This window comes from Kosakonia sp. CCTCC M2018092 (assembly GCF_003864115.1).
GTDB lineage: Bacteria > Pseudomonadota > Gammaproteobacteria > Enterobacterales > Enterobacteriaceae > Kosakonia > Kosakonia cowanii.
In genome coordinates, this window is sequence record NZ_CP034225.1 from 1,388,975 (window position 1) to 1,413,078 (window position 24,104).

Annotated in this window: 30 protein-coding genes; 14 read left to right on the forward strand and 16 right to left on the reverse strand. The window is 54.6% G+C overall.

Annotation, left to right across the window (positions count from 1 at the left end):
• Positions 1-112: 112 nt before the first annotated feature.
• The gene (locus EH164_RS06550; RefSeq protein WP_124967682.1) at positions 113-343 is read right to left on the reverse strand and encodes a hypothetical protein; all 231 of its coding nucleotides are present in this window, start codon (positions 341-343) and stop codon (positions 113-115) included.
• 133 nt (positions 344-476) lie between these two features.
• Here EH164_RS06550 and EH164_RS06555 point away from each other — a divergent pair, with 133 nt between their 5' ends.
• Positions 477-692 carry a hypothetical protein gene (locus tag EH164_RS06555; protein WP_094421395.1) on the forward strand — a complete coding sequence of 72 codons (216 nt, stop codon included), beginning with the start codon at positions 477-479 and terminating at the stop codon, positions 690-692.
• Between the two features lie 39 nt (positions 693-731).
• Here the strand turns inward: EH164_RS06555 and EH164_RS06560 are convergent, their stop codons facing one another.
• Positions 732-1,607 (reverse strand): LysR family transcriptional regulator, encoded by an 876-nt coding sequence (locus EH164_RS06560; protein WP_124967683.1) that lies wholly within the window; start codon positions 1,605-1,607, stop codon positions 732-734.
• A 108-nt stretch (positions 1,608-1,715) separates the two neighbouring features.
• Here EH164_RS06560 and EH164_RS06565 point away from each other — a divergent pair, with 108 nt between their 5' ends.
• On the forward strand, positions 1,716-2,582 hold the full coding sequence (locus tag EH164_RS06565) for an SDR family oxidoreductase (RefSeq protein WP_124967684.1): 867 nt from the start codon (positions 1,716-1,718) through the stop codon (positions 2,580-2,582).
• Between the two features lie 45 nt (positions 2,583-2,627).
• Here the strand turns inward: EH164_RS06565 and EH164_RS06570 are convergent, their stop codons facing one another.
• Positions 2,628-2,939: an EthD family reductase gene (locus EH164_RS06570; RefSeq protein ID WP_054803840.1), complete on the reverse strand. Its 312-nt coding sequence runs from the start codon at positions 2,937-2,939 to the stop codon at positions 2,628-2,630.
• A 115-nt stretch (positions 2,940-3,054) separates the two neighbouring features.
• Between EH164_RS06570 and EH164_RS06575 the strand changes: the two genes are divergently transcribed.
• Both EH164_RS06575 and EH164_RS06580 read left to right on the forward strand, forming a co-directional pair.
• Complete coding sequence (locus EH164_RS06575; RefSeq protein ID WP_124967685.1) at positions 3,055-3,498, forward strand: GNAT family N-acetyltransferase; 444 nt, start codon at positions 3,055-3,057, stop codon at positions 3,496-3,498.
• A 153-nt stretch (positions 3,499-3,651) separates the two neighbouring features.
• Positions 3,652-4,425: a hypothetical protein gene (locus EH164_RS06580; protein WP_124967686.1), complete on the forward strand. Its 774-nt coding sequence runs from the start codon at positions 3,652-3,654 to the stop codon at positions 4,423-4,425.
• Between the two features lie 61 nt (positions 4,426-4,486).
• On the opposite strand, the gene EH164_RS06585 is transcribed toward EH164_RS06580, so the two are convergent.
• A complete protein-coding gene (locus EH164_RS06585) occupies positions 4,487-5,230 on the reverse strand; it encodes an alpha/beta fold hydrolase (protein ID WP_124967687.1) in 744 nt (247 codons plus the stop codon).
• A gap of 138 nt (positions 5,231-5,368) precedes the next feature.
• On the opposite strand from EH164_RS06585, the gene EH164_RS06590 reads away from it, so the two are divergent.
• Complete coding sequence (locus EH164_RS06590; RefSeq protein WP_124967688.1) at positions 5,369-5,833, forward strand: hypothetical protein; 465 nt, start codon at positions 5,369-5,371, stop codon at positions 5,831-5,833.
• Positions 5,834-5,849: 16 nt separating this feature from the next.
• On the opposite strand, the gene EH164_RS06595 is transcribed toward EH164_RS06590, so the two are convergent.
• Positions 5,850-6,254, reverse strand: a complete 405-nt coding sequence (locus EH164_RS06595; protein WP_124971314.1) for a helix-turn-helix domain-containing protein — start codon at positions 6,252-6,254, stop codon at positions 5,850-5,852.
• A gap of 72 nt (positions 6,255-6,326) precedes the next feature.
• Between EH164_RS06595 and EH164_RS06600 the strand changes: the two genes are divergently transcribed.
• The gene (locus tag EH164_RS06600) at positions 6,327-6,812 is read left to right on the forward strand and encodes a DUF2938 domain-containing protein (protein WP_124967689.1); all 486 of its coding nucleotides are present in this window, start codon (positions 6,327-6,329) and stop codon (positions 6,810-6,812) included.
• A 17-nt stretch (positions 6,813-6,829) separates the two neighbouring features.
• Here the strand turns inward: EH164_RS06600 and EH164_RS06605 are convergent, their stop codons facing one another.
• Together EH164_RS06605 and hprR are read right to left on the reverse strand one after the other, a co-directional pair.
• On the reverse strand, positions 6,830-8,185 hold the full coding sequence (locus EH164_RS06605) for a heavy metal sensor histidine kinase (RefSeq protein WP_124967690.1): 1,356 nt from the start codon (positions 8,183-8,185) through the stop codon (positions 6,830-6,832).
• Positions 8,178-8,858, reverse strand: a complete 681-nt coding sequence (gene hprR, locus EH164_RS06610) for a response regulator transcription factor HprR (RefSeq protein ID WP_124967691.1) — start codon at positions 8,856-8,858, stop codon at positions 8,178-8,180. The genes EH164_RS06605 and hprR overlap by 8 nt, the downstream gene beginning before the upstream one ends.
• A gap of 135 nt (positions 8,859-8,993) precedes the next feature.
• Between hprR and uraH the strand changes: the two genes are divergently transcribed.
• Positions 8,994-9,404, forward strand: coding sequence for a hydroxyisourate hydrolase (gene uraH, locus EH164_RS06615; protein ID WP_124967692.1), 411 nt, complete (start codon positions 8,994-8,996; stop codon positions 9,402-9,404).
• A 6-nt stretch (positions 9,405-9,410) separates the two neighbouring features.
• Positions 9,411-9,953 carry a heme-binding protein gene (locus EH164_RS06620; RefSeq protein WP_124967693.1) on the forward strand — a complete coding sequence of 181 codons (543 nt, stop codon included), beginning with the start codon at positions 9,411-9,413 and terminating at the stop codon, positions 9,951-9,953.
• 141 nt (positions 9,954-10,094) lie between these two features.
• Here EH164_RS06620 and EH164_RS06625 read toward each other — a convergent pair whose 3' ends face one another.
• The 3 genes from EH164_RS06625 to EH164_RS06635 form a co-directional block, all read right to left on the reverse strand.
• Positions 10,095-11,126, reverse strand: coding sequence for a methionine synthase (locus EH164_RS06625; RefSeq protein ID WP_124967694.1), 1,032 nt, complete (start codon positions 11,124-11,126; stop codon positions 10,095-10,097).
• Between the two features lie 25 nt (positions 11,127-11,151).
• Positions 11,152-12,129 (reverse strand): DUF1852 domain-containing protein, encoded by a 978-nt coding sequence (locus tag EH164_RS06630; protein WP_124971317.1) that lies wholly within the window; start codon positions 12,127-12,129, stop codon positions 11,152-11,154.
• A gap of 458 nt (positions 12,130-12,587) precedes the next feature.
• Positions 12,588-12,971 carry a helix-turn-helix domain-containing protein gene (locus EH164_RS06635; RefSeq protein WP_124967695.1) on the reverse strand — a complete coding sequence of 128 codons (384 nt, stop codon included), beginning with the start codon at positions 12,969-12,971 and terminating at the stop codon, positions 12,588-12,590.
• Between the two features lie 99 nt (positions 12,972-13,070).
• On the opposite strand from EH164_RS06635, the gene EH164_RS06640 reads away from it, so the two are divergent.
• Entirely contained in the window at positions 13,071-13,799 is a 729-nt protein-coding gene (locus tag EH164_RS06640) for an SDR family NAD(P)-dependent oxidoreductase (protein WP_124967696.1), read from the forward strand.
• Positions 13,800-14,054: 255 nt separating this feature from the next.
• Positions 14,055-14,294 (forward strand): biofilm development regulator YmgB/AriR family protein, encoded by a 240-nt coding sequence (locus EH164_RS06645; protein ID WP_124967697.1) that lies wholly within the window; start codon positions 14,055-14,057, stop codon positions 14,292-14,294.
• 56 nt (positions 14,295-14,350) lie between these two features.
• Here the strand turns inward: EH164_RS06645 and EH164_RS06650 are convergent, their stop codons facing one another.
• The gene (locus tag EH164_RS06650) at positions 14,351-15,253 is read right to left on the reverse strand and encodes a LysR family transcriptional regulator (RefSeq protein WP_124967698.1); all 903 of its coding nucleotides are present in this window, start codon (positions 15,251-15,253) and stop codon (positions 14,351-14,353) included.
• An 89-nt stretch (positions 15,254-15,342) separates the two neighbouring features.
• Between EH164_RS06650 and EH164_RS06655 the strand changes: the two genes are divergently transcribed.
• A complete protein-coding gene (locus tag EH164_RS06655; RefSeq protein WP_124967699.1) occupies positions 15,343-16,359 on the forward strand; it encodes an NADP-dependent oxidoreductase in 1,017 nt (338 codons plus the stop codon).
• 114 nt (positions 16,360-16,473) lie between these two features.
• On the forward strand, positions 16,474-16,935 hold the full coding sequence (locus EH164_RS06660) for a GNAT family N-acetyltransferase (RefSeq protein WP_124967700.1): 462 nt from the start codon (positions 16,474-16,476) through the stop codon (positions 16,933-16,935).
• 97 nt (positions 16,936-17,032) lie between these two features.
• Here EH164_RS06660 and EH164_RS22640 read toward each other — a convergent pair whose 3' ends face one another.
• The 4 genes from EH164_RS22640 to EH164_RS06680 form a co-directional block, all read right to left on the reverse strand.
• Positions 17,033-19,273: an immunoglobulin domain-containing protein gene (locus EH164_RS22640; protein WP_206430695.1), complete on the reverse strand. Its 2,241-nt coding sequence runs from the start codon at positions 19,271-19,273 to the stop codon at positions 17,033-17,035.
• Positions 19,274-19,760: 487 nt separating this feature from the next.
• Entirely contained in the window at positions 19,761-20,588 is an 828-nt protein-coding gene (locus EH164_RS06670) for an MBL fold metallo-hydrolase (RefSeq protein WP_124967701.1), read from the reverse strand.
• Between the two features lie 13 nt (positions 20,589-20,601).
• On the reverse strand, positions 20,602-20,928 hold the full coding sequence (locus EH164_RS06675) for a hypothetical protein (RefSeq protein WP_124967702.1): 327 nt from the start codon (positions 20,926-20,928) through the stop codon (positions 20,602-20,604).
• A 4-nt stretch (positions 20,929-20,932) separates the two neighbouring features.
• A complete protein-coding gene (locus EH164_RS06680) occupies positions 20,933-21,466 on the reverse strand; it encodes a sugar ABC transporter (RefSeq protein WP_124967703.1) in 534 nt (177 codons plus the stop codon).
• Between the two features lie 152 nt (positions 21,467-21,618).
• On the opposite strand from EH164_RS06680, the gene EH164_RS06685 reads away from it, so the two are divergent.
• Both EH164_RS06685 and EH164_RS06690 read left to right on the forward strand, forming a co-directional pair.
• Positions 21,619-22,518, forward strand: coding sequence for a LysR substrate-binding domain-containing protein (locus tag EH164_RS06685; protein ID WP_124967704.1), 900 nt, complete (start codon positions 21,619-21,621; stop codon positions 22,516-22,518).
• 169 nt (positions 22,519-22,687) lie between these two features.
• On the forward strand, positions 22,688-23,248 hold the full coding sequence (locus EH164_RS06690) for a hypothetical protein (RefSeq protein WP_124967705.1): 561 nt from the start codon (positions 22,688-22,690) through the stop codon (positions 23,246-23,248).
• A gap of 421 nt (positions 23,249-23,669) precedes the next feature.
• On the opposite strand, the gene EH164_RS06700 is transcribed toward EH164_RS06690, so the two are convergent.
• Complete coding sequence (locus EH164_RS06700; RefSeq protein ID WP_124967706.1) at positions 23,670-24,101, reverse strand: SRPBCC family protein; 432 nt, start codon at positions 24,099-24,101, stop codon at positions 23,670-23,672.
• Between the last annotated feature and the right edge of the window lie 3 nt (positions 24,102-24,104).

Sequence of the window (24,104 nt, forward strand, 5' to 3'; positions counted from 1 at the left end):
GGACTGTTTAGCTGAGTAGATCCTTAAGCAAAAACCAGGGGGGTAGCATCAGCATATTTCAGCGAGCAGCGCTGGTTAACGTGTCGAAAAAGGCCGGGGCGTTAAGGTTTTTCTAAGCTTTCTCCGCCACACTGGGGGTATAAAGCGCACATGGTTTCGGTGCCGTTGTCGGATTATAGTCGGCAGGAGATGATGTCCCCTGCCACTTTTTTAACTTTTTATTAGCCAGAAAGTTTGTTTCGTCACTCCCTTTTTTATTTTTAATTGTCATAAAATCTTCAGCAGTATCACTATCTAACATCTTCTTTAAAATAGAAAAAATATTTAATTCACCTTCAGACAATCCTCATTAAATAGTGATGATTTTGCAGGTAAATTACTTTATAAATATATGGGACAACATCGCAGACCTTGCTCACGTAACTCCTCGTGCAGCGAGTAATTACAGGTGTGGCATCTACGCGGGAGGGAAGTGAATGGATATCATAAGTTCAGAACGTGTAAGTGAAGTCTATATGGTTATCGGGCACGCGGTATCCTCCTTAATTACAGCGGGAAAACGCGTTGAAAAAGAGGGTATTCTCGAACAGTTGAAAAAGGGAAAAGCGCAGGCGGTCGATGGGATGAACGAAGTTTATGAATCCGCTATCAGCCTCGTTGCGCGTGAGGGCGTTGCCGTCAGCGAGCAGTAATTGGCGCCAATGCTTCTTTCCTCACACTTCCCGCTCGCCTCAGGTAGAGAACCAGCCAGCGGGATAATATTCGCAGATAAACTCCACAAAGGCCTTCACTTTCGGGCTCTGAAGCCGACGTGAGGTGTGCAGCACCCACAGCTCGGTAAGCGTATCGGCCTCTCCCCAGCTCATCAGTTCCCCACTCGCAAGATAAGCGTTGACGATTGACTTCGGCACCATCGCCGCACCAGCACCCGCCAGAACCGCATCGCGGACGGTCAGCAGTGAAGAGAGGCGCATCACCGGCTGCGGAGTAAAGTGGCGCTGTCCGTTCTCAACGATCCAGTCATTTCCTTCTGTATGCGTTGACATGACAATGGCCGGGATCGTCGGCACGCTTTGCCCATCCACTTCGGGCAGGATGACAGAAGGCGCGGCGACCAGCACCAGCTTGTCCCTGGCGAAGCATCGGCCCACCAGCGAACTGTTTGCCTGCGGGTTTATGCGGATCGCCACATCAAAGTGCTCTTCCACCAGATCGCTCATGCGGTTTTCAGAAACCACCTCAATGTGGATCTGCGGAAAGCGCTGGCGAAATTCCGCCATCAGCCGCCCCAGCGCCAGCTGCGAAAAGAGCAGCGGGGCGGCAACGCGCAGCCAACCTGCGGGCGCGGCGTTATCTTCCCGCGCCGATTCAGCCGCTTCATCAATTTCACGGATCGCGCCCAGCGTGCGCGCCAGCAGGCGTTCGCCCGCCTCGGTGATCTTCAGCTTCTGGCCGCCGCGCTCCACCAGCCGCACGCCCAGCGACTCTTCAAGATCGGTCAGCCTGCGCGAAAGGGTGGCCTTCGGCTTCCCGCTGGCGCGGCTGGCGGCACCAATCCCACCTGCTGACGCGATGAGGTGAAACTCTTTTAAGGCATTCATATCCATTGGGTGTCTCATTTTTGGAACATAGTGTGCAAATAATAGCCTCTTCCGGGCAAAAATGGATCGGGATAGTCTCTGGTTACACCCACCAGACAGTACGGAGTAAACATCATGACTATTCTTGTTACCGGAGCGACCGGCCGCGTTGGCCGCCACGTTGTTGAGCAACTGTTTCGCCGCGGCGCTGATGTCCGCGTATTGACCCGCGATCCCGCAAAGGCCGAATTTGTCGGCAATGTGGAGGTGGTTAAAGGCGATCTGCTGGATATCGACGCCCTGCGCGCTGCTTTTAATGGCATCAGAACGGTATTTTTACTCAATGCGGTTGCCGCCGATGAATATACCCAGACGCTGATTACGCTCAATATCGCCCGGGAAGCGGGCGTCGAGCGCGTGGTTTATCTCTCAGTCTTTGGCGCAGACCACGCCGTCAACGTGCCGCATTTCGCGGTTAAATATGGTGCTGAGCGCATGCTTAGCGCGATGAACTTCAGCGCCACCATTCTGCGCCCCACCTACTTTATCGACAATGAGGCGATGATTAAGGAGGTGGTCGTTAACCACGGCGTTTACCCGATGCCGATTGGCAGCCGCGGGCTGGCGATGGTGGATACGCTCGATATCGCCGAGGTGGCGGCTATTGAGCTGATTCGGCGCGACCAGGCGAGCGAGAAGCTGCCCATCGAGACCATTAATCTCGTCGGCCCGGATACGTTGACCGGTAATGATGCGGCGGCAATCTGGCGCGATGTCCTCGGGCGCGAGGTGATGTATGGCGGAGACAGCCCGGATGCCTTTGAAGCGGGCATGGCGGAATTTATGCCGAAATGGATGGCCTATGAAATGCGCCTGATGGCCGAGCGCTACGTCAGCTACGGCATGATCCCAAATGAGGGCGACCGGGAGCGGCTGGTGGCGCTGCTTGGCCGCCCGCTGCACACCTACCGCGACTTCGTAACGGCACTTGCCGCACAGTAAAAATGAGAAGGCCGGTGCATCAGCACCGGCCTTATTGTTTAGCGCTTAAAGCGCAACGGCGCGCAACATGCTCGGCGTCAGATCGGTAAAGTGCGGCACATCGCCCGTTACTTCCGGCGCTTCTGGCGAGTTAAACGCCGCTTTCATCGCCTCCTCATCGCGGAAAACGCACTCGGCGATAGCGACGGTGCCCGTCTGCTCAACGGCCGGGAAGAGGGCGGCTGCGCTGAGCAGGCCATAGGGCTGGAACGCTTTGATCACCAGCGGAATATGACTGTTGACGTAATAGTCCCGGTCAAAACGGCTCTGCGGATCGCCGTAATAGGTGACGTATAGCGTGAAGGTTGAAGTGCTCATCGTGTGACCTCTTTCATAACGGGTTTCGGTTCATTTAAGCCGCTGAAAGTGTAGCTGGCATTGTGGGGTGCTAATATGCATTCCGCGCTGTTAAGCCATCACAGAGAGGGAAATCATGATAACGATTGAAGCGGGCATGCCCGTTCACTACCCGACGTTACTGAAAATCTGGGAGTCATCGGTGCGTGCCACCCACGATTTCTTACCGGAGGAGGATATTGAGGCGCTGCGCCCGCTGTTAGAAAATCTCTATTTTCCTGCCGTCGCGCTGTCGATTGCCCGGCTGGTTGAAGATGGCTCCATCGTCGGCTTTGTTGGCGTCAGCGACAACAGGATTGAGATGCTGTTTATCGATGCCGCCCGGCGCGGAAAAGGCACCGGGAAAGTGCTCCTGCAACACGCCATCGCGCAGGGCGCGGATGAGCTGGACGTCAATGAACAGAATCCGCAAGCGGTGGGTTTTTATCAACAGCAGGGTTTTGTAGTAGTGAGCCGCTCTGAGCACGATGGACAGGGCAGACCCTATCCGCTTTTGCATATGAAATTGCAGAAAACCTGATGCTGCCCATTTTTATATTCACGCTCCATGTTTCGCCCCGACCGTAGCGCAAAATTTCTTCACTTTATTTGCGTTACTTAATCCTCGCTTAAGAATACTCCGATAATGTAAGCGCTACGCTAGCCCATCCCGGGCTGTTCCGGAGCCTCTCCTATGCAAAATAAGTCCGCACATCAAACCGTCGTCAGCAAAGTTCCCGCCGTGACGTTGACGTTCTGGTTAACCAAGATTGCTGCGACAACGCTGGGTGAGACCGGTGGTGATGCAGTGACTATGTCGATGAATCTGGGCTATCTCACCGGAACACTGATTTTCGCCATCATCTTTTTAATCGCCGTGGTGGTGCAGATTGAACGCCACAGTTTTAATAAGTGGATCTACTGGTTTACGGTGGTTGCCACCACCACCGTTGGCACGACGCTTGCGGACTTCGCCGATCGCTCGCTGGGGATAGGTTATCTGGGCGGCACGCTGCTGCTGAGCTCGCTGCTGCTGCTTTCGCTGCTTGTCTGGCGTCTGACCTGCGGCACCATCGCTGTCAGTTCAGTCAACAACGGCGTCACGGAGAGCTTTTACTGGGTCACCATTATGTTTTCACAGACGCTCGGCACCGCGCTGGGTGACTGGACCGCAGACAGCGAAGGGCTGGGCTATGATGGCGGCATCCTGCTGTTTGTCGGCGCACTGGCGATTATCTGGGCTGCCAGCCGCTTTACCTCCCTGTCGCGCACCGCACTCTTCTGGGCCGCGTTTATTCTCACCCGCCCACTGGGTGCGGTAGTCGGCGATTTCCTCGATAAACCTGTCGCCGATGGCGGCCTTGCGTTGAGCCGTTATAGCGCGTCACTGACGCTGGCACTGATTATTATGGCGTTTCTCTGGTTACTGCCGCAGCGCCCGGCAATGAAAGTTGCGGTGACGAACTAAGCGTGTGATAACCACAAAGGGGGAGCAGGCCATGCGTGGCTGCTCCCTCTCGCTACAGAAGTTATGCCCGCCCGGGCGCGTGAGGGTTGCGGACAACGTTGAGGATCGCACTGAGCGTGGCAGCCTCTGGATGATTAGCTTCACTCAGGTGATCGCCCTTACCGGCGAAAAGCGAAATGTCGTAGCGCGTGGCTAACGCAGCCATTGCGGCATAATAGGGATCCTCAGCGCCTGCCCAAAAACGCAGGGGAACAGGGCAGGGGAAAAAGGCGTCCGCGTCCTGAGCGTGTTTTCTCAGTTCATTGAAAAAGTGCTCAGCCCCTTTTTCATCCTCAGGGGTGAGCGAGGCGGTGAGTTCCGGCGCAACCTGTCGGGCATAAGTGATAAACATCTCAAACGTCAGCTTGCCGACAGGCGTTTCAGGCAGGCCAGCCTCACAATCCCATCCCCCCAACACCACAGAGTGCAGGCGATCTGCGTGTGCATTTATCAGCTCCATCGCCAGCCAGGAACCGGCAGAGTAGCCGATGATATGCGCTTTTTCATACCCCAGTTCATCCATCAGATTGACGATGGCTAACGCCTGGCTCTGTTGCGTGTAGGAGGCCTGGTTCGCGGGTTTATCGCTCGCCCCGTGGCCGGGCAGATCCGGACACACCACCTGAAAATGGGGACTCAACGCAGAGATGAAGCCGTTATCCACCCAGCATCTGCTATCCATCAACAGACCATGAAGCATGATGACTAACGGGCCTTCTCCCTGCGTGCGGTAAAAGAGCCGCGGCGTTGCTGATGTATATGGCATAGCGATTCCTGTAATTTGAGCATTTGTTCAATCAATGATTAACGCTATGTTCTAACATGGATAATCCTTTGAAGGACAACAACAGGCGCGCAACCCCTAATATTGGCGAGGCCGTTGATCTGCAAACAGGGAGTAATGATGGCAAGACGACGTGAGCTTAAGGGCATCGCTAATGCGCTCAATTCGAGCTTTGTGAGCCGCAATAATGATTTTCATGGCTACTGGTCTCTGGGGCTGCTTAAGCACTTTGCGATCAGGCACCGATTCACCTCCGTAGGGATTGCATTGCCCGAAACCCGGCTCGAGGCGCGCGAGGCATTGATAAATCATCTGGTGCGCTATTACACGAGTATGCTGACAAAGCTGCTGAACAGACAGCGTATTCGACCGGATTGGGTGAATAACGTCGAGATCATCGTCGATTTTAGTCCCCGGGGAGTCGATACGGCATTAATTGAAGGCGCTGCCTCCGTTGAGCCTTTTGCCTGCCACTGCAAGATTACTGACGATCGCGGTCGCCACTACGCGTCAACCCTCTATGGCCGCTGCTGGATGCACTCGGCGAAGAAGGAGAGTCGCTCGACCCGCTATCATGATGAGTAATGCATTTGCGTTGACGTTATTTGCGCGCGATCAGCCTTAACCCTCGTCTCACCAGTTTTTTGAACGACGCACACTCGGTATGCTCAGGCGCCGGGCAGCGGGCGGCATGCTTTAGCCCCTCGCTGAATAACTGCAACTTACAAATCGTCTCGTCAATTGCCTGCGCGCGCTGCTGAAGTTGCTCGCGGTTGATAGCGACCCTGCCCTGCGGGTTTAACATTGCCGCCATCTCATCCAGCGAGAAGCCCGCCGCCTGGCCGAGCACTATCAGCTGCAACTTATTCAGCACGCTTTGCGGATACTGCCTTCGCAGCCCGTTGCGGCCAATCGGTTTGATTAAGCCCCTCTTTTCGTAAAACCGCAGCGCGGAGGGCTTTATGCCGGAAAGCGCCGCCACTTCCCCAATGTCCAGCTCTTTCACCGTTGACTTAAACCTCACTTCACGTTGCACACTCGCCGACACCTTAGCATCTCTTTATCAGGGGAAGGAAAAATGGATAACACTCTTGTGCTTCAGATTATCGTCACCGGCACTGGCGCAACGCTGCTGATGGATGGCTGGTCGATGTGTCAGAAAAAGCTTCTTCGCGTGCCGCCGCTTAATTATGGGCTGGTGGGGCGCTGGTTGTTGTGGCTCGCGCGGGGAAAGGGACGGCATAACACCATCCTCTCCACGCCTTGCATCAAAGGGGAAAGTTTTACCGGCTGGGCATTCCATTACCTCACCGGCATTCTGTTTGCGGCGATCCCGCTTTTGCTACAGGGTTCGGCATGGCTGCGCGAACCGCTTCTGCTGACGGGTGTGCTGACAGGCTTGCTTACGCTGCCTGCGCCCTGGCTGGTCATGCAGCCCGCGCTGGGTTTTGGCATTGCGGCCTCGCGCACGCCCAAACCGTGGCGGGCGCGGGTATTCAGCCTGCTGACGCATCTGGCCTATGGCCTCGGGCTGTATGGCGCGGCGCTGCTTTACGCCGCTTAATCCCGATCGGCGGCGTGTCAGGAAGGCAAACGCAGGCCGAAGATATTCTTGCCCTGCGCGTGGCGATAACAGGCGCTGCCGCCGTGCAGCGCGGCGATGGCGCTCACCAGCGATAACCCCAGCCCGCTGCCAGCGGTGTGGCGGACGTTATCTCCCCGCCAGAAGCGCTCGAACGCTTTCTCCGGCTCGGCAAGCGGCTCGCCGTCGTTCGCCACTTCAATTTCAACAGCGTTACCGCGATGAGCCGTGCTGACGGCGATCGTCCCTTTTCCCGGCGCATAGCGAATGGCGTTGGTCAGCAGGTTGGTTATCGCCCGCTGAAACAGCATCTTATCGGCGGTGAGGCTGCCCTGCGCATTCAGCTCGATAACCATTTCACGCTCTTCTGCCAGCGGTTCGAGGAAATCGATCACCATCTCCAGCGACTCACTGAGCGAGAAGGTTTCCTGATTGAGTTTGATATTGTGATGCGTGGCGCGCGCAAGAAAGAGGATGTTTTCCGTCAGCCGCGACAGCGCTTCCAGCTCCTCAATATTCCCTTCAAGCAGCGCCTGGTACTCGGCAACGGAACGCTGATGGCTCAGCGCCACCTGATTCTGGCCTAACAGGACATTGATCGGGGTGCGGATCTCATGAGCCAGATCGTCGGCAAACTGGGTGAGGCGGATAAAGTCCGTCGACAGGCTCTGACGCATAGCGTTAAGCGCCTTGCCGAGAGGGAGCAGCTCTTGCGGGATCGCCTGCAACGGCACCGGCTGATTTAACCGGTCGCTGGCGGTCTCGGCCACAATCTGGCTTAAACGGCCAATGGAGCGCAGGCCACGGCGAATCAGCAGCGGGCTGAGGGCGGCGCAGAGCAAAATGGCCGCCAGTGACACCAGAATGCTTTGCTGGCGGTAGCGCTCAAGCATCATTGCCCGCTCGCGCGCCACCCGGGCAAGCGTGACGGTGACCGGCCCACGCGGCGAGTTGGCCTGCAGGCTGAGCGCCGAGGCGTCCATATCATCCGCGCTGCGCCAGCGGTGCAGCTGCTGCGCGTTGGGCGGGGTGTTAACCGGGGTCGGTGCGATATCGGGCAACGCGATGCCGGTATGGTTAATGGTGACGTTTTGCGCCTGCTGCGGGCGGATGCTGAGAATATCCTGGCGAATATCGACCATACGGTTGAAGTAGAGCGGCAGCGACTCCGGCTGGGCACCATCTTCCAGCAGCTGGCGCAGTTGCGCGGCGCGGTTAATCAGCGTCTGATCGTCGCGCCACACCAGCTCGCTGCGCAGGGCGCTGTAGAGGATCAGGCTGATGCCGCCGCAGGCCAGCGCCATAATCAGTGTAAAAATCGCCGTCAGCCTGAGTGTCAGGGAGGGGCTATGCATCGCCTGGCTCCTGCACGGACAGGCAGTACCCCATGCCGCGAACGGTGGCGATCAGCTTTTGTGCAAACGGGTCGTCGACTTTGCGGCGCAGGCGGCGAATGGCGACATCAACAATGTTGGTTTCGCTGTCGAAATTGACGCCCCAAATCTCACTCGCCAGCAGCGTGCGCGGCAGGATCTCACCGTGACGGCTGGCGAGCAGCCACAGCAGCATAAACTCTTTGCGCGTCAGCGCGATGGGCATGCCATCTCGTGTCACCTGAAAACGCGCCGAATCCATCACCAGATCGGCGACGCGAAGCGTCGTGCTGTGCGGCTGGTGCTGACGAAGCTGATTCTTGACGCGCGCCAGCAGCTCCGCAAAAGAGAAGGGTTTGACCAGATAATCGTTCGCGCCCAGCTCCAGCCCTTTGACCCGATCCTCAACCGAATCGCGGGCGGTGAGGCAGATCACCGGCACCGGGCTTGCGGTGCGCAGGGTTTTCAGCACCTGCCAGCCATCCATGCCCGGCAGCATAATATCGAGGATCACCAGGCTATACGGGTGCGCCAGCGCCAGATGCAGGCCATCGCGCCCGTCCGCTGCGTAATCCACGATATAGCCCGCCTCTTCAAGCCCTTTGCGCACCCAGGCGCTGGCTTTCAGGTTGTCTTCAATCAGTAACAGTTTCATCGGCGCAGTGTGCCACGAAACGTTGAGCCGCCCCAGCCTTTCAGCGCCAGATGACAATATGGTCATCTTTCTGACAGGCAATTGCGGCAAGCGGGCAGGTATAAATGCCGGGTCATCAACACAGGAGAATCCAACATGAAAAAGTCTATCGCTGCGTTAACCCTGGCTGCACTGCTTGCCGCGCCCGCTCTCACCTTTGCGGCCGATAAAAACCCGCTGAGCGTGCATGTGCTGAATCAGCAAACCGGGCTGCCGGCCGCCAATGTTGCGGTGACCCTTGAGCAGAAGCAGGGGGACAACTGGACGGTGCTTAACACCGCCAGCACCAATCAGGACGGGCGCATCAGTGCTCTGTGGCCGGAAAAACCGTTTGCCGCGGGCGACTATCGGGTGATTTTCAAAACCGGTAAATACTTTGCTGACCAGAAACAGCCGAGCTTCTTCCCGGAAATTCCGGTGGAGTTTCATATTGATAATACGAAGTCGACCTACCACGTTCCGCTGCTGCTGAGCCAGTACGGCTACTCTACCTACCGCGGGAGCTAAGGGCCGATGAAACGTCTTATGCTCGCGCTGCTGCTGGCGGCAGGCCCCGCGACGACGCTGGCCGCAACGCCCGCCACCGTTTATGAGATGACGCAGGCGCTTGCCACGCAGCTGGCGACCGAAGCGTTATCGGTTTGCCATGGCATGCATCGCCAGGGCGTGGTGGCGGTGGTCGATCGCGGCGGCAATCTGGTAACGCTGATGCGCGATGACAACATCGGGCCGCACAATACGCAGGCCGCCTGGCGCAAAGCGTTTACGGCGCTCTCTACCAAAACGCCGACCCGGCAGTTTGCGAAGCAAGCGCAGGCTTCGCCAGAGACCGCCAACCTCAACACGGTGAATGAGTTATTGCTGCTCGGCGGCGGCGTGCCGGTGAAGTATCGCGGTCAGTGGATCGGGGCCATCGGCATGGCGGGCACCGGCGGCGCGGAGTCCGACGAACGTTGTGGGATGGAAGCGATCAATAAGCTTCCCGATCTCAGTGCTGCAATGGCAACGAATAAAACAGTCTCAGATGAGGGGACAGGAAAAATTCAGAGCCGTTGAAGTAGTCTGATGGCCGGATCGGCTGATGGCTGATTTAGCCGCCGCAAGCAGGAAACTAACTGTGGTTTTTACATACTGATTAAATGTCTGGCGAACGTCCCGGTCGCCAGACAGGTTTATTATTTTCGTCGTGCGTCAGATTTATTTATTCAGAATCTCGCGGCGAATAATATCCGCGCCTGCGCTTAAAGCATTAAGCTTGCCGGTGGCGACCTGACGCGACAACGGAGCCATTCCGCAGTTGGTGCAGGGAAAGAGCTTATCGGCATCGACGAACTGCAGCGCCTTACGCAGCGTCTCAGCAACCTCCTCTGGGGTTTCAACTGTACTGGTCGCCACATCAATGGCCCCGACCATCACTTTTTTGCCACGGATCAGTTCAAGGAGATCCATCGGTACACGGGAGTTATGGCACTCCAGCGAGATAATATCGATACCGGAGGTTTGCAGTTTCGGGAACGCCTGTTCGTACTGACGCCATTCTGAACCCAGCGTCTTTTTCCAGTCGGTGTTGGCTTTGATCCCGTAGCCATAGCAGATGTGCACGGCGGTTTCGCACTTAAGCCCTTCGATAGCTCTTTCCAGAGCGGCAATACCCCAGTCGTTGACCTCATCGAAAAACACATTAAACGCCGGCTCGTCAAACTGGATAATATCCACGCCTGCCGCCTCTAATTCACGGGCTTCTTGATTGAGAATTTTAGCGAACTCCCAGGCGAGCTTTTCACGGCTTTTATAGTGATTATCGTAAAGCGTATCGATCATCGTCATTGGCCCCGGTAGCGCCCATTTGATTGGCTGCTTCGTCAACTGACGTAAATAGCGGGCATCTTCAACAAATACCGGTTTCTGACGCTCCACGGCACCCACAACGGTCGGGACGCTGGCATCGTAACGGTTACGAATTCTGACGGTTTCACGTTTCTCGAAATCGACGCCGCTCAGATGTTCGATAAAAGTGGTGACAAAGTGCTGACGGGTTTGCTCGCCGTCGCTGACAATATCAATTCCGGCCCGTAACTGTTCGTCGAGGGACAAGCGCAGCGCATCCTGTTTCCCGGCGATAAGTTCTGCGTCCTGCAGTTTCCACGGCGACCAGAGCGTTTCAGGCTGGGCCAGCCAGGATGGTTTAGGCAAGCTACCGGCGGTAGAAGTGGGGAGCAATGTTTTCATAGCAGGTGACCTTATATTTAATAAATCAAAGCGGGTAGCGGGCAGACCATTGCTCAAGAATATCCCTGTAGGGTTCGATAAAATGTTTTTCCGTAAACTTCCCCTGCTCAATCGCCAGCTGGCTACGCTCTTCGCGATCGTAAATAATTTTGGTTAATGAGTGATCCTGATTATTCAGGTCGGGCTGATAATGCAGGCCCGCAGCGGCATTTGCGTTGTAAATCTCCGGGCGATAAATCTTCTGGAACGTCTCCATGGTGCTGATAGTACTAATAAGTTCCAGATTGCTGTAATCACTCAGCAGATCGCCAATAAAAAAGAAGGCGAACGGCGCAACGCTACCTGACGGCATGAAGTACCGGACCTGCAGGCCCATTTTTTTGAAATAGGTTTCAGTCAGCGATGTGCCATCCTGCTGGTATTCGAATCCTAAAACAGGGTGCTGATTGCCGGTGCGATAATAGGCGTTTTTATTGGACACACTCAGGCAGATCACCGGTGGTTTTTTAAATGCATTTTTGTATTCATCGGAGCGGACAAAATGCTTAAAAATATTGCCGTGCAGTTCGCCAAAATCATCCGGAATAGTGAGTGCTGACTGGCTTTTATTGTGGTCCAACAGACGCACGCTAAAGTCATAATCGCGCACGTATGAGGAGAAATTATTACCGGTAATTCCTGCGATGCGTCGATCGGTTTTTTTATCGATGATCGTGGTGTTTAATATTTCTATTGCCGGAAAGGCGTTACCACTGCCGTCGATATTCATCGTCACAGAAATAATATCCAGTTCAACGGCATAACGATCGCCTTCAGGATTATCCCAGCAGGCTAAGCTGTTAAAACGATTGTTGATCATCGCCAGAGTATTACGCAGATTCTGCTGGCGGTTCTCACCTCTTGCCAGATTGGCAAAGTTAGTGGTGATACGCGTACTTTCGGAGGGGTTATAATGTTCGTCAAAACGCCCGCTCTTAATCGTGAAGGTAAATTGTGTAGTCATAGAAACCGCATCCGACGTCTGATATAAAATTTTATCGCCTCTGTACTCTAAATAATTCGAGTTGCGCAAAGGCGGCAAGTAAGCGGATCCCCGGAGCGTACAGGAGTACGTGACCGGAGGGGAGCGAGCGCTGTCAATGTATGTGCAACCTGAAGTGTTACCGTTACAGTTCCGCTATAGTTTTGCCAGAAACGTGGAGCAAGAGGAAGTGACCATATCTCACGGTAATATGAATCCCTTTCATGATCGGATGCAGAGCAGGTCAGACGTTGAGGTCTGTCCATGTCGAACATAACCTGATGAGCACTCTGGGCATGTTGTATGCGGCTGCGGATGAGACAGAAACCCCCAGACTTTTCGCTAGCGGTCAATTCAGCTGTTCGCTCTAAGCGGATCTTCTTTGAATTGTTATCTGCTTTCATTGCGTAAATCCTGCACCCGTTGTTTTCATGGGAAAATTACCCCTCTTCTTCCGTGGCGCGCCGCGCGTCGTAAAGCTCCTGTGCCTGCTCAATCGCCACCCCGTATTGCCTCGCCCAGCTCACCAGCGCCACAAAAGGGTCCTGTAAAGAGCGGCCCAGCGGCGTGATGGAGTATTCAACCGCCACGGGTGATGAGGCGATAACACGGCGGTTAACCAGCCCGTTGCGCTCAAGACGGCGCAGCGCCTCGGTCAGGGCTTTATGGGTGATAGGATCGAGCCGCCTTTTAATGGCGTTAAAGCGCGAGGGTTCGCTGCACAGCACGGTGAGGATCAACACCGACCATTTATTGGCGACCTGTTCAAGGATTGGGCGCGTACTGTTGATTTCAGCCAGCAGGGCAGGGATATCGGTCGACATAAGGTTACCTTCTCTATATCTGGTGTATATCAGGTGCGTAATTGACGGTAAATATACGAAATGTATCATCAGGCGTCCATCCTACGTTCTGGAGTAGCCATGTTGAAACTTGAAGGTAAGACCGCCCTGGTAACCGGCGGTAACAGCGGTATCGGCCTTGCGATTGCTCAGCGATTTGCACAAGAGGGCGCGCATGTTTTCATTACCGGTCGACGCGAAGCGCAGCTGGCAGAAGCGGTGACGCTTATTGGCGGTAACGTTGAAGCGATTGCGGGCGATATCACCAATACGGACGACCGTTCTCGCCTGTTTGACACCATTCATACCAGGGCAGGAAAGCTCGACATCCTTGTCTATTCGTCCGGGGTTTCCGAACCGGCGAGCCTTGCGGAGAGCACGGAAGAGCATATCGACCACGCTTTTGGCCTGAACGTGCGCGCAATGGTGCTCACGGTGCAGCAGGCCATCACGCAGATGGGTGAGGGCGGCACCATCGTGCTGCTTGGCTCGATTGCCGGCAGCATGGCGGTTTCCGGATATGGCACTTATGCGGCCAGTAAAGCCGCGGTGCGATCTTATGCGCGAACCTGGACCAGCGAGCTGGCTCCGCGCGGCATCCGGGTCAACACCCTTAGCCCTGGACCCACGGATACGCCGATGTTTAGCCAGGCGAGTGATGACGTCAGGCAGACGCTGAGCGCGCAGATTCCGGCGAAGCGGTTAGGGCATCCCGACGAAGTGGCGGCTGCGGCGCTGTTCCTCGCCTCGGACGAGAGCAGTTACGTCAGCGGAGCCGAACTGGTGATTGATGGCGGCATGTCTGCATAAGCAGGGCTTTTGATATCACCCGGCGCTGGCTTTACCGGCGTCCGGGTGCACGCGTCATATTCACGGCGGAAGGGCGATGCAGCATAACAACTCATTGCGTAGTGAATTATTTCGGATGTGACATTGCAGTTCTGAATGAGTGGCACTATAGTAGCAACTTGTACAAGTTTGCATGGGTAAGTTGTACAACTTACCTCGCTACCAGGCTGCCGGCCCAACCATGCGTAATCCGGGCCCATTTAATGAGTGATAAAAATGAATAATCCGACCGCAACACTCCCGCAGAACCATCAGTCAGTTTTTTCGGTCTTTGAGGCAGAAAAAGAGATCATTGATGAAGTGACTCGTGAGCTTCAGGCCGTGAAAGCGACGGTAGCGAATAAAGATATCATGCTGGCACTTATCGCCCGCGTAGAGACTGAAACGGATGTGATCCGTAAAGATATCCTGCGAAATGCCCTTGAACTGGTGGTGCTTCGCACACTGGACGTTTAATGTTTTGCCAGCGCCTCTGCTCAGCCAGAGGCGCGGATGCTTCTCAAAAACCTGCGTTATAACTGCGCAAATAACAGATCCAGAAAGGCACGCACGGCGGGATTCGCGCGGCGGCTCTCAGGCCACAGCACCGTGAGGTTGTGCTTTTCAACGGCAAAATCTGCCAGCACAGGGACAATCGCACCCCGCTCAACCCATGACGCCGCCATAAAACTTGCTGCCATTCCAATCCCTGCGCCTGCCGCTACCGTAGTCAGCACGACTTCGCTGGCGTCAACGACGATTGCGGCGGGGAGCACTAACTCAATCTCCCGATCTCCCACGTTAAACGGCCAGCGAAACAGCTGCCCGCTGCTTTTATAGCGCAGGTTCACCGTCTCATGATCCACCAGCTCGTCGGGATGTTGCGGCATACCGTGCTTGCTCAGGTAGTCAGGCGAGGCGTAACAACAGAGACGATAGGGCGAGAGGCGGCGCGACAACAGCCGCGAATCGGGCAGATCGCCAATGCGCAGCGCGACATCAATCCCCTCATCTATTACATTCACCCGTTCGTCGCTGAGGCGCAGATCGATGCGCACTTCTGGCTGGCGCTGGCGAAATTGCGCCAGCAGGGGGGCGAGCATATGCAGCCCGACCGGCAGCGAGGCGGCAACCCGCACGGTGCCGCTGGGTTCAGCGCGGGCTCTCTTTGCCGCCTGCTCAATCTCTTGCGCATCCTGTAACAGCCGCAGCACCCGCTCATGCAGATCGCGCCCTTCCGGCGTTAAAGCCAGCGAGCGCGTGGTGCGCGTAAAAAGCACCAGCCCCAGATGCTGCTCCAGGCGCTGAATACTTTTACTTATCGCCGAAGGTGAAATCGACAGAGCACGCGCGGCAGCGGTATAGCTGCCAAGGGATCCGGCGCGCGCGAAAGCAATCAGCCCCGTCAGGCTTTCAAAACCGATTTGTTCTTTCATGGCACAAGTAAAGCGAAATCGAAGCCCATTATCAACCTGAGGTCGCTGTCATATTCTGCTGTTACTGAATACCAGGCAGAGGAAATAAGATGAGTGCAATGATGAAAGCCGTGCGACTGCATGAATTTGGCGGGCCGGAAGTGTTGCGTTATGAAGAGGCGCCCCGTCCAGTGCCTGGCGCTTGCGAGGTATTGGTGCGTGTGCAGGCGGCGAGCATCAACCCGCCCGATCTCTATCTGCGCGATGGCTACCGCACGTTACCGCCGCAATGGCAGCCCAACCCTGTTTTCCCGCTTATTCCCGGAACCGATATCGCCGGTGTTGTGGAGGCTATTGATGAGGATGCACACGGTTTTCGCGCGGGTGATGATGTTTTTTCCATGGTGAGATTTCCGCAGGATCTGATGAAAGGCAGCGGAGCCTATGCCGAGTACATCGCGGTGCCTGCCGACGAACTGGCATTAATGCCGCAGAGCATTGATTATTTGCAGGCCGCCGCCGCACCAATGTCACTGCTGACGGCCTGGCAGTTCCTGATCGATCCCGGTCATCATGTAGCTAACCCTTTCCAGCCTTTTCCACATGTCCCTGTTTCGCTGAAGGGCAAAACGGTTCTGGTTAACGGCGCTGGCGGCGGCGTAGGGCACTTCGCTGTACAACTTGCCCGCTGGCAGGGCGCGCGGGTGATTGCCGTCGCTTCCGGTAAACATGAAGCGCTGCTGCGTGAACTGGGAGCGAGCGAATTTATTGATTACACCCGGCACGCCGCAGAAACGGTCGCGCAGCCGGTCGATCTGGTAGTGGATGCCGTGGGTGGCGTGAATATGGAACGCTTTCTGTCGCTCATTAAACCCGGCGGGGCGCTCTATCTGGTCAATCCGCTTGGCTTTGCCGGGCAACATGAGGCTGCGCGCCGGGGGATCACGGTCTCTTCGACCCAGGTTCGCTCCAGCGGTCAGCAGCTTCAGCAAGCAGGCCAACTGCTGGCAAGCGGTGAAGTGCGCATCGTGACGGACAGCATTTATCCTCTTCGTGACGCTGCCGCCGCGCATCAGCGCGCTTCGCAGGGCGGTATTCAGGGCAAGATTGTGCTTCGCGTTAACTGAGGGGATTCACCTTGCCAGGCGCTTTTATGCTGACAGCGTTCACCGGGCGCTTTATTGTGAACGCCGATAACTCAGGGCGGCGATGCGCATCCCGCTTTAATAAAAGGAATACCGATGATTACATTGCGCCCCATGCGTGAGGATGAATACCCGGCTTATCTGGACTATTTCATTGCGGACTATGCGCAAGAGATTGCCGCAAACTATCGCCTTTCTGAGGCAGAGGCGCAGGCCAGAGCCACCCAGGAGATCGCAGACGATCTCCCGGAAGGCGTTAATACGCCGGGCCACGTTCTGCTCTGCCTGCTGGCGGAGGGCGAGAAGCATGTCGGCTATCTCTGGTACAAACCTGATGCTTCGATGCAAACCGTTTTTATTTATGATTTTCATATCTTCGACGCCTGCCAGGGGCAGGGCCTTGGCAAAGGCGCACTGCGGGCTTTTGAGGATGAGATGCGGGCGAAGGGCGTTGAGCAGATCCGCCTTCGCGTGGCGGGTGATAACGCCCGGGCGCGCCATGTTTATGAGGCCATCGGCTTTGGCGTGACCGGCATCAATATGAGTAAGAATTTATAAGGCGAGCAGGAGCCGGTGCGTCAGCCGAAGGCAAAGAAAATCCACGCAAGCGCGTGGATTTTTATTTATTGGCTTTTCTTCTATTTAGTCAGGCGTATCAGGCGGTTACTGTCACCACTGACGTGTTAGTTGTCACCTGGTTAGTCGTTACCGAGGAGTCCACCGCCCCAACCTGCCCTTTGATCACGCAGCGATACTGTCCTGCATCGCCTGCGGCGACAGCATCTTTACTGTATGTCGCCTTGTTCGCACCGGAGATATTGCTCCAGCTGGTGCCGTTGGTCGATTTTTGCCACTGATAGCTGGCGGCATCATTGGCGTCCACGGTCAGGCTCAGCGTAGCGCCTGTGGCAACAGAAACGGTTGCCGCCGGCTGGGTCTTAATCTGCGGCGTAAAGGCGTAGTAAGGCATCGCATACTCAACGCCGTTGATATTTACCCGCATCCACTGGCGCGGTTTGGACTGCTCGACCGGGACGCTGGATGAGGCCTGCGAACGGGTACTGATTGCCGCGACATCACCCTGCGCGCCAAAGCCCGCCTTACCGTTGTGCATTGAGGCACGGGGTTCGGCGTCCACGCCGTTCGGTGCTTCAGCCTGCACCTGACCATCCGGCGTAAAGAGGGCCCATTCCCCTCTCTCCTGGCTGGTTTCGCCGGTGCCGCGAACGTGCACCGCATACTCGCCAATGGTAGCCGGAAGTTTGATCCACAAGCCCGGTAGCAGCTTGTTGAACTCCTGAGCAATATACTTCACCTCGGTAATGCCCGGCGCACCTTCCATCCAGTAGGTCACGGCCGGAACGTCCGCAGCACCGCGCGCAACGTGAATATGCAACGTTCCCGCAGAGCGATCGTTATTTACCGGCATTGGGCCGCTTCCGCCCAGGCTGCCGTAACTGCTGCGGCAATCTACCTCAATCTTCCAGTGGGTGCCCGTTTGTGGCATCTGGAACGAACCGATATTCAGCCACAGTTTTTTGCTGTCGATGGTGCCGCGCAGTATGCCGCTCAACCACTTAGCGCGTAGCGGGTTGTCCAGATAAGTCACGTTATTTTGAAACAGTGACATGCCCATTTCATAGCCGGAAACCATCGAGGTGATCGCACTGCCGTCCGGGTTTTTCGGGTAGCTGAACCACTTATCGCTGCCAGGCGCGGTGGTGCGGTCATAATTGACGCCGGTTGGGTTTGACCATTGCGACATCACCACGCGTGAGTTGAAGAACACGGCGTCATACGTGGATGATTCAATGCTCAACGCCTCAATCAGCCACTGGCCGTTATTGATATCCATCGGCACCGCGCTGTGCTCGATCCAGCCGTTGCGGATCAGCCCCTGGCCGTGACGCGGGATCCAGATTGCCGGTGCATAGCAGTACTGGAAGTTAAATTCAGAAAGCTCAATCGCCGTGGAGTGATCCCAGGAGCCTGCTGGGCGGTTACTCCAGCCCACTTTGATCACCGGCCCCGCCACCTTGCTGCAGTAGATCTGGTTAAATTTACTGTCGAGGCTGTCGAGATAGTAAATCGCCGCTTCGCCGGTATTGCTGGCCTTGAAATAGGAGACGTTAGCAAAGGTGCCGCCTACGCATTCGTTGGTAATAAACGGCTGCTTATTGGAAGCGGTATCGTTGAACACCCCAAGCGTGGCGCCAATCAGCAGGTTACTCTTTTCATCCTGCTTGACGGTTTGCTGCCCCTCCCACTCAATGCCGTAAATGGAGAAATAGCGGTGGTTCAGCGCCAGCACGGCTGAATTCGATTTATCGGAGACAATGCGGGTCGCAATCTGTTTACCGAAACTGGTGGTCACACCGCGCAGGACAAAGTCGCCCGCGGCAAAGTAACCGCTTGGGTTATAAGGCAGTTCAGCGTCGTTGGCTGCGATCTTGTTGCCGTAACGGCGCATATCGAGCGGCTTAATCAGATAGGTGCCTGCACCGAAACGGACGCCAACTTTGCTGGAGAGATTGTTGGTTGCGCCACGCGCAAAGGTACCGTTCATAAATTCGTACATCGCTTTGACGGCAGGGGCACAGTCAACGGTGCCGCCCGGTACGGCACCAAAATCGTGAACGGTGAGTGCGTCAATATCCGCATCGCGTCGCCAGTGGTATGCCCCGCCGTTGCTGGCGATAAAACCGCCATCGTCGCTGCCCGCCACCAGGTTCCCGATAAACCATCCGTCGCCATAATTGATGGAGCGATCGGAGGCTGACCGCGCATTCCATGAGGTCAGAAAAACACGTTCACCCTCGGTTGCAGGCTTACGTGCACGCAGCGCTGCAAAGGAGGCGACTTCCGTAATGGCGGTGCTGTTTTCATTAGTAGCCATGATATGTGATGTCCTTTAAGTGATGTTTTATACTGTATTTATATACAGTGTTTTTACTGTACGCCGACAATTCAGGCTTTTCAATAGCGATTTTTACTTTTAAATCAGTTGCTTTTTAGTACCGGTTCGTAATAAGGAAATTGCGTTCGTGGCATTAAAACATAAATAAAATTAATCTATTTTTTGATGAAAGAGAGAGGCGAAAGAAGAGGCGTTAAAGCAGGGGAGACGCAGATACGCGCCGACGGAGCGGTAAAAATGGCAACGGGTTAGCTCAGAAAAGTGACATAAATTTTGTCACTGAAAAAGCGGGCATTCATAAGGCTGTCTCGTGATAGCTTTTTGTGAAAAGGTCGAGAAAGGGAGTGATAAAAAAGAGAATGGGTAGCGAATTTTTATCCCTCGTTAGATTCAGAGGGTGAGGAAGGAGTAGATAAATGCCTGGCGCAGCGGCATAACGTCCCTGTCCGCCAGCCAGGCTATTCACTCATTTTTCAGCGTAATCAATGCGGTATCCGCTCCCATCCCGGAGAATGCGGGCAAATCCTGCCTGATTTAAATGCATGCCTGCAATGAGCAGTTTTTCGTTGACCGCTTGTTCCATTATTTTTTTCCGGGTTTCCTCGGCCTGCGCGGGATCAACGTCGAACAGAATCGAAACTGCCGGTTGTGCTGACTGAATATGCGGGTAATGGACAATATCGCCCCATATTAATAAGCATTCATTCCCGGCATCGATGCGAAAACCGCTATGCCCGGGAGTATGGCCCGGTAACCATACTGGCAGAATGCCTTCAGCTATTTTCTCGCCGTTGAAAAAACGGATATTCGGGGTATAAGCCTCTAAGGTTTTCCGCGCCAGCAAAAAATTACGCTGCCCGCGCTCATTCGCCATTTCGCGTTTTTTATCATCCCGCCAGTGCTGCGCTTCAAGAGGATGCAGAATAATTTCAGCGCGTTTAAAAACAGGCTCTTGTTCAGCGTCGAGCAGGCCGCCAATATGATCCGGATGGCAGTGCGTTAATAAAACGGTATCGACCTCGTCAGGGCTGACACCCGCTGCGGCAAGATTGGCGGTGAGTTGCCCCGGCGCGCCTGCGCCAGCGTCGACCAGAATAACCCGCCCCCGGCCGCGAATAAGGTAACAGTTGATATGGATATCGCCGGGCTTATCGATTCCGGCACTGCTTTGAATAACATCTGCATCAGCCTTTTCAATGCCTGACAACAGATCCAGGCTGGCTGACATTGTGCCGTCACTCAACGCGGTTATCTGGAAATCGCCAATCTGGCGGAACGGAAAAGGGTGGTTCATCACGACCTCGGGGTCAGTTGCGGGCGAAAAGGTGTTCTGCTTGCGAGCCAAAGCAGCGTATACGGGCCGTCAGACCAGAGGCCTGTTGCGTGGCAAGATCCACTTCACGCATAAACTTCTCCATCACTTCATGGGTTCGTAATGGAGTGAGACGGAAAAATAGCTCGGCATAGACCGGTTGCCCGCAGCCCGGCTTTACATTGATAAAAATGATATGCACATTTTTACGTTCTGCGCCGAGGATGTCACAGCAGAGGGCGCTGCATTTGTCGGTAAAATCGTAGAGATTTTTGAACTTGTCAGCGTGATTTTCAGAAATATAAAAAGTCAGATTAGGCATGACGTTATGGCATCCCTTTTTCAGTGCTCTGCAACTGCGGTGTAAGAGCCTCGTAGAGATATACACCGGGCATATCCGTAAACGGCGAAGCAACTTCAGCAGGCAAAACATAGGCAACGCGCCGGGCAGGGCTTTTATCCAGCGCCACCGCAGCCATTTTCAGGCCTCGATATCCCAGTTCTGATTCTAAAAAGCCGATTGGTGTTGCGCTCAATAGCAGAACTTCATTGGCAGAGAGCGCTGGCGCAGGGCCCTCAGCGGCATACAGGTTACGGTGCCAGTCAGTAATGCAGGCCTGCCAACGGGAGAAATTACCGCCTCCTTTTAAACGGTACTCCTCACTGCTGAGCACATCCGCATCATCGACAGTGTGAATAGCAAGATAAGTCGGGCAGCCAGATTGAAGAGCACGAAAGCGTTGAGAGGTGGTAAAGCCAGTAACAGATATTAACGCGGGTAGCTTTTGCTGGCTGTAAAACGCATTCCATTCAGCCTCGCTTTCAGCATCGGTATACGAGCACTCTACGGTATAGAACATCAGCCCATCTCCACATGATTCATAACGCGAGCAAACAGGTTCGCTCAATGATTTTTCTTCATGCTACAAGCTGGTTTTGCCGCTTAAAATCGATAATATTTCATTTATCAGTGATATTAAGTCATTAAAGGCGAGAGCAAGGAGCCTCTTCTATGCGCAGAAAAATACCCAGCAGTGCGTCGCTTCAGGCTTTTGATGCCGCAGCGCGGCACGGAAATTTTGCCCGGGCGGCAGAGGAGCTATCGTTAACGGAAGGGGCGATTAGCCGCCAGATTGCGCGCCTTGAAGCGCTGCTGAACTGTAAACTCTTTGACCGTGTGGGAAGCCGGGTAAAGCTTAATCCGCTTGGCGCGCGCTATGCGCATCATGTGCGTGAAACCCTCGATCGCCTCGAAAGAGATACGCAGTACATAATGGGCATGCCGCAAGGCAGTAAAAGCCTCGATATCGCTGTCCTGCCGACCTTTTCCAGCCGCTGGCTGATTCCCCGCCTGAACAGCTTTAACGCGTTGTTCCCGGATATAACCTTAAATATCGCCGCCAGAACGGATCCTTTCATTTTGCCGGGCAGCGGTTTTGACGCCGTTATTCATTTTGAACACTCCGCGTGGGCAGGCATGCGGATGCAGTTTCTGTTTCAGGAAAATCTGCTGCCGGTTTGCCATCCTGCACTCTTGACTCATGATGACGTCAATCAGCAGTTAAACGCACTTCCGCGTATTCATCGCCGACAGAATCCCGATGCATGGCATCGCTATGCCGAGGAGAGCGGAATAGACCTCGATAACCCGGCACAGGGCGCGCGCTACGATCTGCATGAAATGGCTATCGCGGCCGTAATGGCGGGGCAGGGCGTCGCATTGGTTCCGCGTATGTATATTGAGAATGAGTTGCGCTGCGGCACGCTTGTTTCACCATGGCCTGCATCAGAAAGCTTGAGCAAAAGATTCTGTTTAGTAAAACCGACGGAAACGGGAATCAATGAAGCCGCGCTGGAGAGTTTTGAAGGCTGGTTGCTGGCGGAAATGAAGACGCTCGCCAACGCCAGTTAATGCTCTGATGTTAAGCCCGCCTCTTTTCTCATCGGGCCTTCAGTCCAGTTATCTAATCCGTTAAGTGTCGGGAGCTGGTCAGCGTAATATGACAACGTATGACGGTGCTATCGTGTCATCAGCTTGTTAAGTACTATGAGTTACTTTCCTGTCACACATTGGATGCTGAATGACATTACAAGCGACCTATCCAGAACAGACTATGCCCTTTGATGAAACGGAAGGTGTTTCGATCATTGACGTCAATCCTTTTGGGCGTAAGGGAAAAAGGGATCGGCAACTCCTAATCAGTAAGGATGCTGAGCCCCTTCTGATTTTACAGTTGTATATACGTGAAGATGAGCGTGGCTACCTGATTTCCAGCGCCTTTTCTGAATTTCTCCTGAATGAATCCCACGTGGCAATAATTTGTGGCGACTACTTTCATCTTTTTGAGATAAAGACACATTCCTTTAGTAGCTATCCATTAAATGACTACGTTGGCCATATTTATTCAGTTCCTGACATCCATTTTGACAGGCTACATGATCGGGTTATGGTTGCCACTTACTGCCACGTTTTTCTGATTGATATTCCAACGGGCATTCTCTGGAAATCGGATCAGTGCGCCATTGATGGCGTGGTCATTACATCAATAGAGAATGATACTGTGCATGGTATTGGAGAGTGGGATCCGCCAGGAGGCTGGCGGCCTTTTAAGCTCGATCTCAAAACGGGTATCCAGATCTGAAGAAGGCATTACCCTCACAGTATTGCCAACAGCGAACATAGATATTCGTTATGCCGGGTAATCTATTAAGAACGTGATAAATCACGTTTTGACGAGGTACGGGTAATAGTGAGGGAAGAATGAACCCCTAAGCAAACCACATCCGGGTTAGCGTGTCGGCCGATGTGGTTTTTTTCGCGGTGCTTTAAATATTGGATAGTCCGCTTCGTGCCAGAGGCGGGCGTTAATAAAAAGGAGCAGATTAGAGACCACGCTTTTTCTCTAATCTGATATCCGTATTACTTATCTCTGTTTTATTTCCCCATCCGAGCTGAATGTAAAATTTCGCTGCGCGGCTGCGCTTATCTGTTTCCAGCCAGGCAGTCTCGTGCTGTTTAAACAGCTCCTGCCCGGCAGCCATAACCAGCCTGCGTCCGCTCTTTTACCGTGAATCTGTTGCGGCAAGGTATTTCGCCAGCCCTGCAATTACCTCAGGGAAGTCGGCGCTGATGCCTTCGCCGAAAGCCTGCGCGTCCGGGCCTTCTGTGCTGATGGCATAAACAACCCGGCTTTGATCGCTGCTTAAGGGTTCAATTCGGTGTTCCACAACGACGCGGGTTTGATCCACCCAGGTTTCATCAATAAAGTATTTTTCGTCGCAGACATCCACGAACTGGCTGCGGATGCTGTCACCGTCCGGCAGTACCATCGTGAACCAGGTTCCTGTCACAAATGGCCCCTCGGCGTGAATGGATACCACGCCTGGATTCCATCGCTTCCAGTTAGCGGTGTCGGTAAATGCCTGCCAGATCGCTTTAGGGTTGCTGTCGATGGTGAGCGTATAGGCGTGGTTCCAGACGTTATCGGTGCTCATATT

What these genes read in the sequence shown, in the direction of transcription:
- EH164_RS06555 (WP_094421395.1), top strand. Translation starts at nt 477, where the DNA reads ATGGATATCATAAGTTCAGAACGTGTAAGTGAAGTCTATATGGTTATC.
- EH164_RS06560 (WP_124967683.1), bottom strand. Translation starts at nt 1,607, where the DNA reads ATGGATATGAATGCCTTAAAAGAGTTTCACCTCATCGCGTCAGCAGGT.
- EH164_RS06565 (WP_124967684.1), top strand. Translation starts at nt 1,716, where the DNA reads ATGACTATTCTTGTTACCGGAGCGACCGGCCGCGTTGGCCGCCACGTT.
- EH164_RS06570 (WP_054803840.1), bottom strand. Translation starts at nt 2,939, where the DNA reads ATGAGCACTTCAACCTTCACGCTATACGTCACCTATTACGGCGATCCG.
- EH164_RS06575 (WP_124967685.1), top strand. Translation starts at nt 3,055, where the DNA reads ATGATAACGATTGAAGCGGGCATGCCCGTTCACTACCCGACGTTACTG.
- EH164_RS06580 (WP_124967686.1), top strand. Translation starts at nt 3,652, where the DNA reads ATGCAAAATAAGTCCGCACATCAAACCGTCGTCAGCAAAGTTCCCGCC.
- EH164_RS06585 (WP_124967687.1), bottom strand. Translation starts at nt 5,230, where the DNA reads ATGCCATATACATCAGCAACGCCGCGGCTCTTTTACCGCACGCAGGGA.
- EH164_RS06590 (WP_124967688.1), top strand. Translation starts at nt 5,369, where the DNA reads ATGGCAAGACGACGTGAGCTTAAGGGCATCGCTAATGCGCTCAATTCG.
- EH164_RS06600 (WP_124967689.1), top strand. Translation starts at nt 6,327, where the DNA reads ATGGATAACACTCTTGTGCTTCAGATTATCGTCACCGGCACTGGCGCA.
- EH164_RS06605 (WP_124967690.1), bottom strand. Translation starts at nt 8,185, where the DNA reads ATGCATAGCCCCTCCCTGACACTCAGGCTGACGGCGATTTTTACACTG.
- hprR (WP_124967691.1), bottom strand. Translation starts at nt 8,858, where the DNA reads ATGAAACTGTTACTGATTGAAGACAACCTGAAAGCCAGCGCCTGGGTG.
- uraH (WP_124967692.1), top strand. Translation starts at nt 8,994, where the DNA reads ATGAAAAAGTCTATCGCTGCGTTAACCCTGGCTGCACTGCTTGCCGCG.
- EH164_RS06620 (WP_124967693.1), top strand. Translation starts at nt 9,411, where the DNA reads ATGAAACGTCTTATGCTCGCGCTGCTGCTGGCGGCAGGCCCCGCGACG.
- EH164_RS06625 (WP_124967694.1), bottom strand. Translation starts at nt 11,126, where the DNA reads ATGAAAACATTGCTCCCCACTTCTACCGCCGGTAGCTTGCCTAAACCA.
- EH164_RS06630 (WP_124971317.1), bottom strand. Translation starts at nt 12,129, where the DNA reads ATGACTACACAATTTACCTTCACGATTAAGAGCGGGCGTTTTGACGAA.
- EH164_RS06635 (WP_124967695.1), bottom strand. Translation starts at nt 12,971, where the DNA reads ATGTCGACCGATATCCCTGCCCTGCTGGCTGAAATCAACAGTACGCGC.
- EH164_RS06640 (WP_124967696.1), top strand. Translation starts at nt 13,071, where the DNA reads ATGTTGAAACTTGAAGGTAAGACCGCCCTGGTAACCGGCGGTAACAGC.
- EH164_RS06645 (WP_124967697.1), top strand. Translation starts at nt 14,055, where the DNA reads ATGAATAATCCGACCGCAACACTCCCGCAGAACCATCAGTCAGTTTTT.
- EH164_RS06650 (WP_124967698.1), bottom strand. Translation starts at nt 15,253, where the DNA reads ATGAAAGAACAAATCGGTTTTGAAAGCCTGACGGGGCTGATTGCTTTC.
- EH164_RS06655 (WP_124967699.1), top strand. Translation starts at nt 15,343, where the DNA reads ATGAGTGCAATGATGAAAGCCGTGCGACTGCATGAATTTGGCGGGCCG.
- EH164_RS06660 (WP_124967700.1), top strand. Translation starts at nt 16,474, where the DNA reads ATGATTACATTGCGCCCCATGCGTGAGGATGAATACCCGGCTTATCTG.
- EH164_RS22640 (WP_206430695.1), bottom strand. Translation starts at nt 19,273, where the DNA reads ATGGCTACTAATGAAAACAGCACCGCCATTACGGAAGTCGCCTCCTTT.
- EH164_RS06670 (WP_124967701.1), bottom strand. Translation starts at nt 20,588, where the DNA reads ATGAACCACCCTTTTCCGTTCCGCCAGATTGGCGATTTCCAGATAACC.
- EH164_RS06675 (WP_124967702.1), bottom strand. Translation starts at nt 20,928, where the DNA reads ATGCCTAATCTGACTTTTTATATTTCTGAAAATCACGCTGACAAGTTC.
- EH164_RS06680 (WP_124967703.1), bottom strand. Translation starts at nt 21,466, where the DNA reads ATGTTCTATACCGTAGAGTGCTCGTATACCGATGCTGAAAGCGAGGCT.
- EH164_RS06685 (WP_124967704.1), top strand. Translation starts at nt 21,619, where the DNA reads ATGCGCAGAAAAATACCCAGCAGTGCGTCGCTTCAGGCTTTTGATGCC.
- EH164_RS06690 (WP_124967705.1), top strand. Translation starts at nt 22,688, where the DNA reads ATGACATTACAAGCGACCTATCCAGAACAGACTATGCCCTTTGATGAA.
- EH164_RS06700 (WP_124967706.1), bottom strand. Translation starts at nt 24,101, where the DNA reads ATGAGCACCGATAACGTCTGGAACCACGCCTATACGCTCACCATCGAC.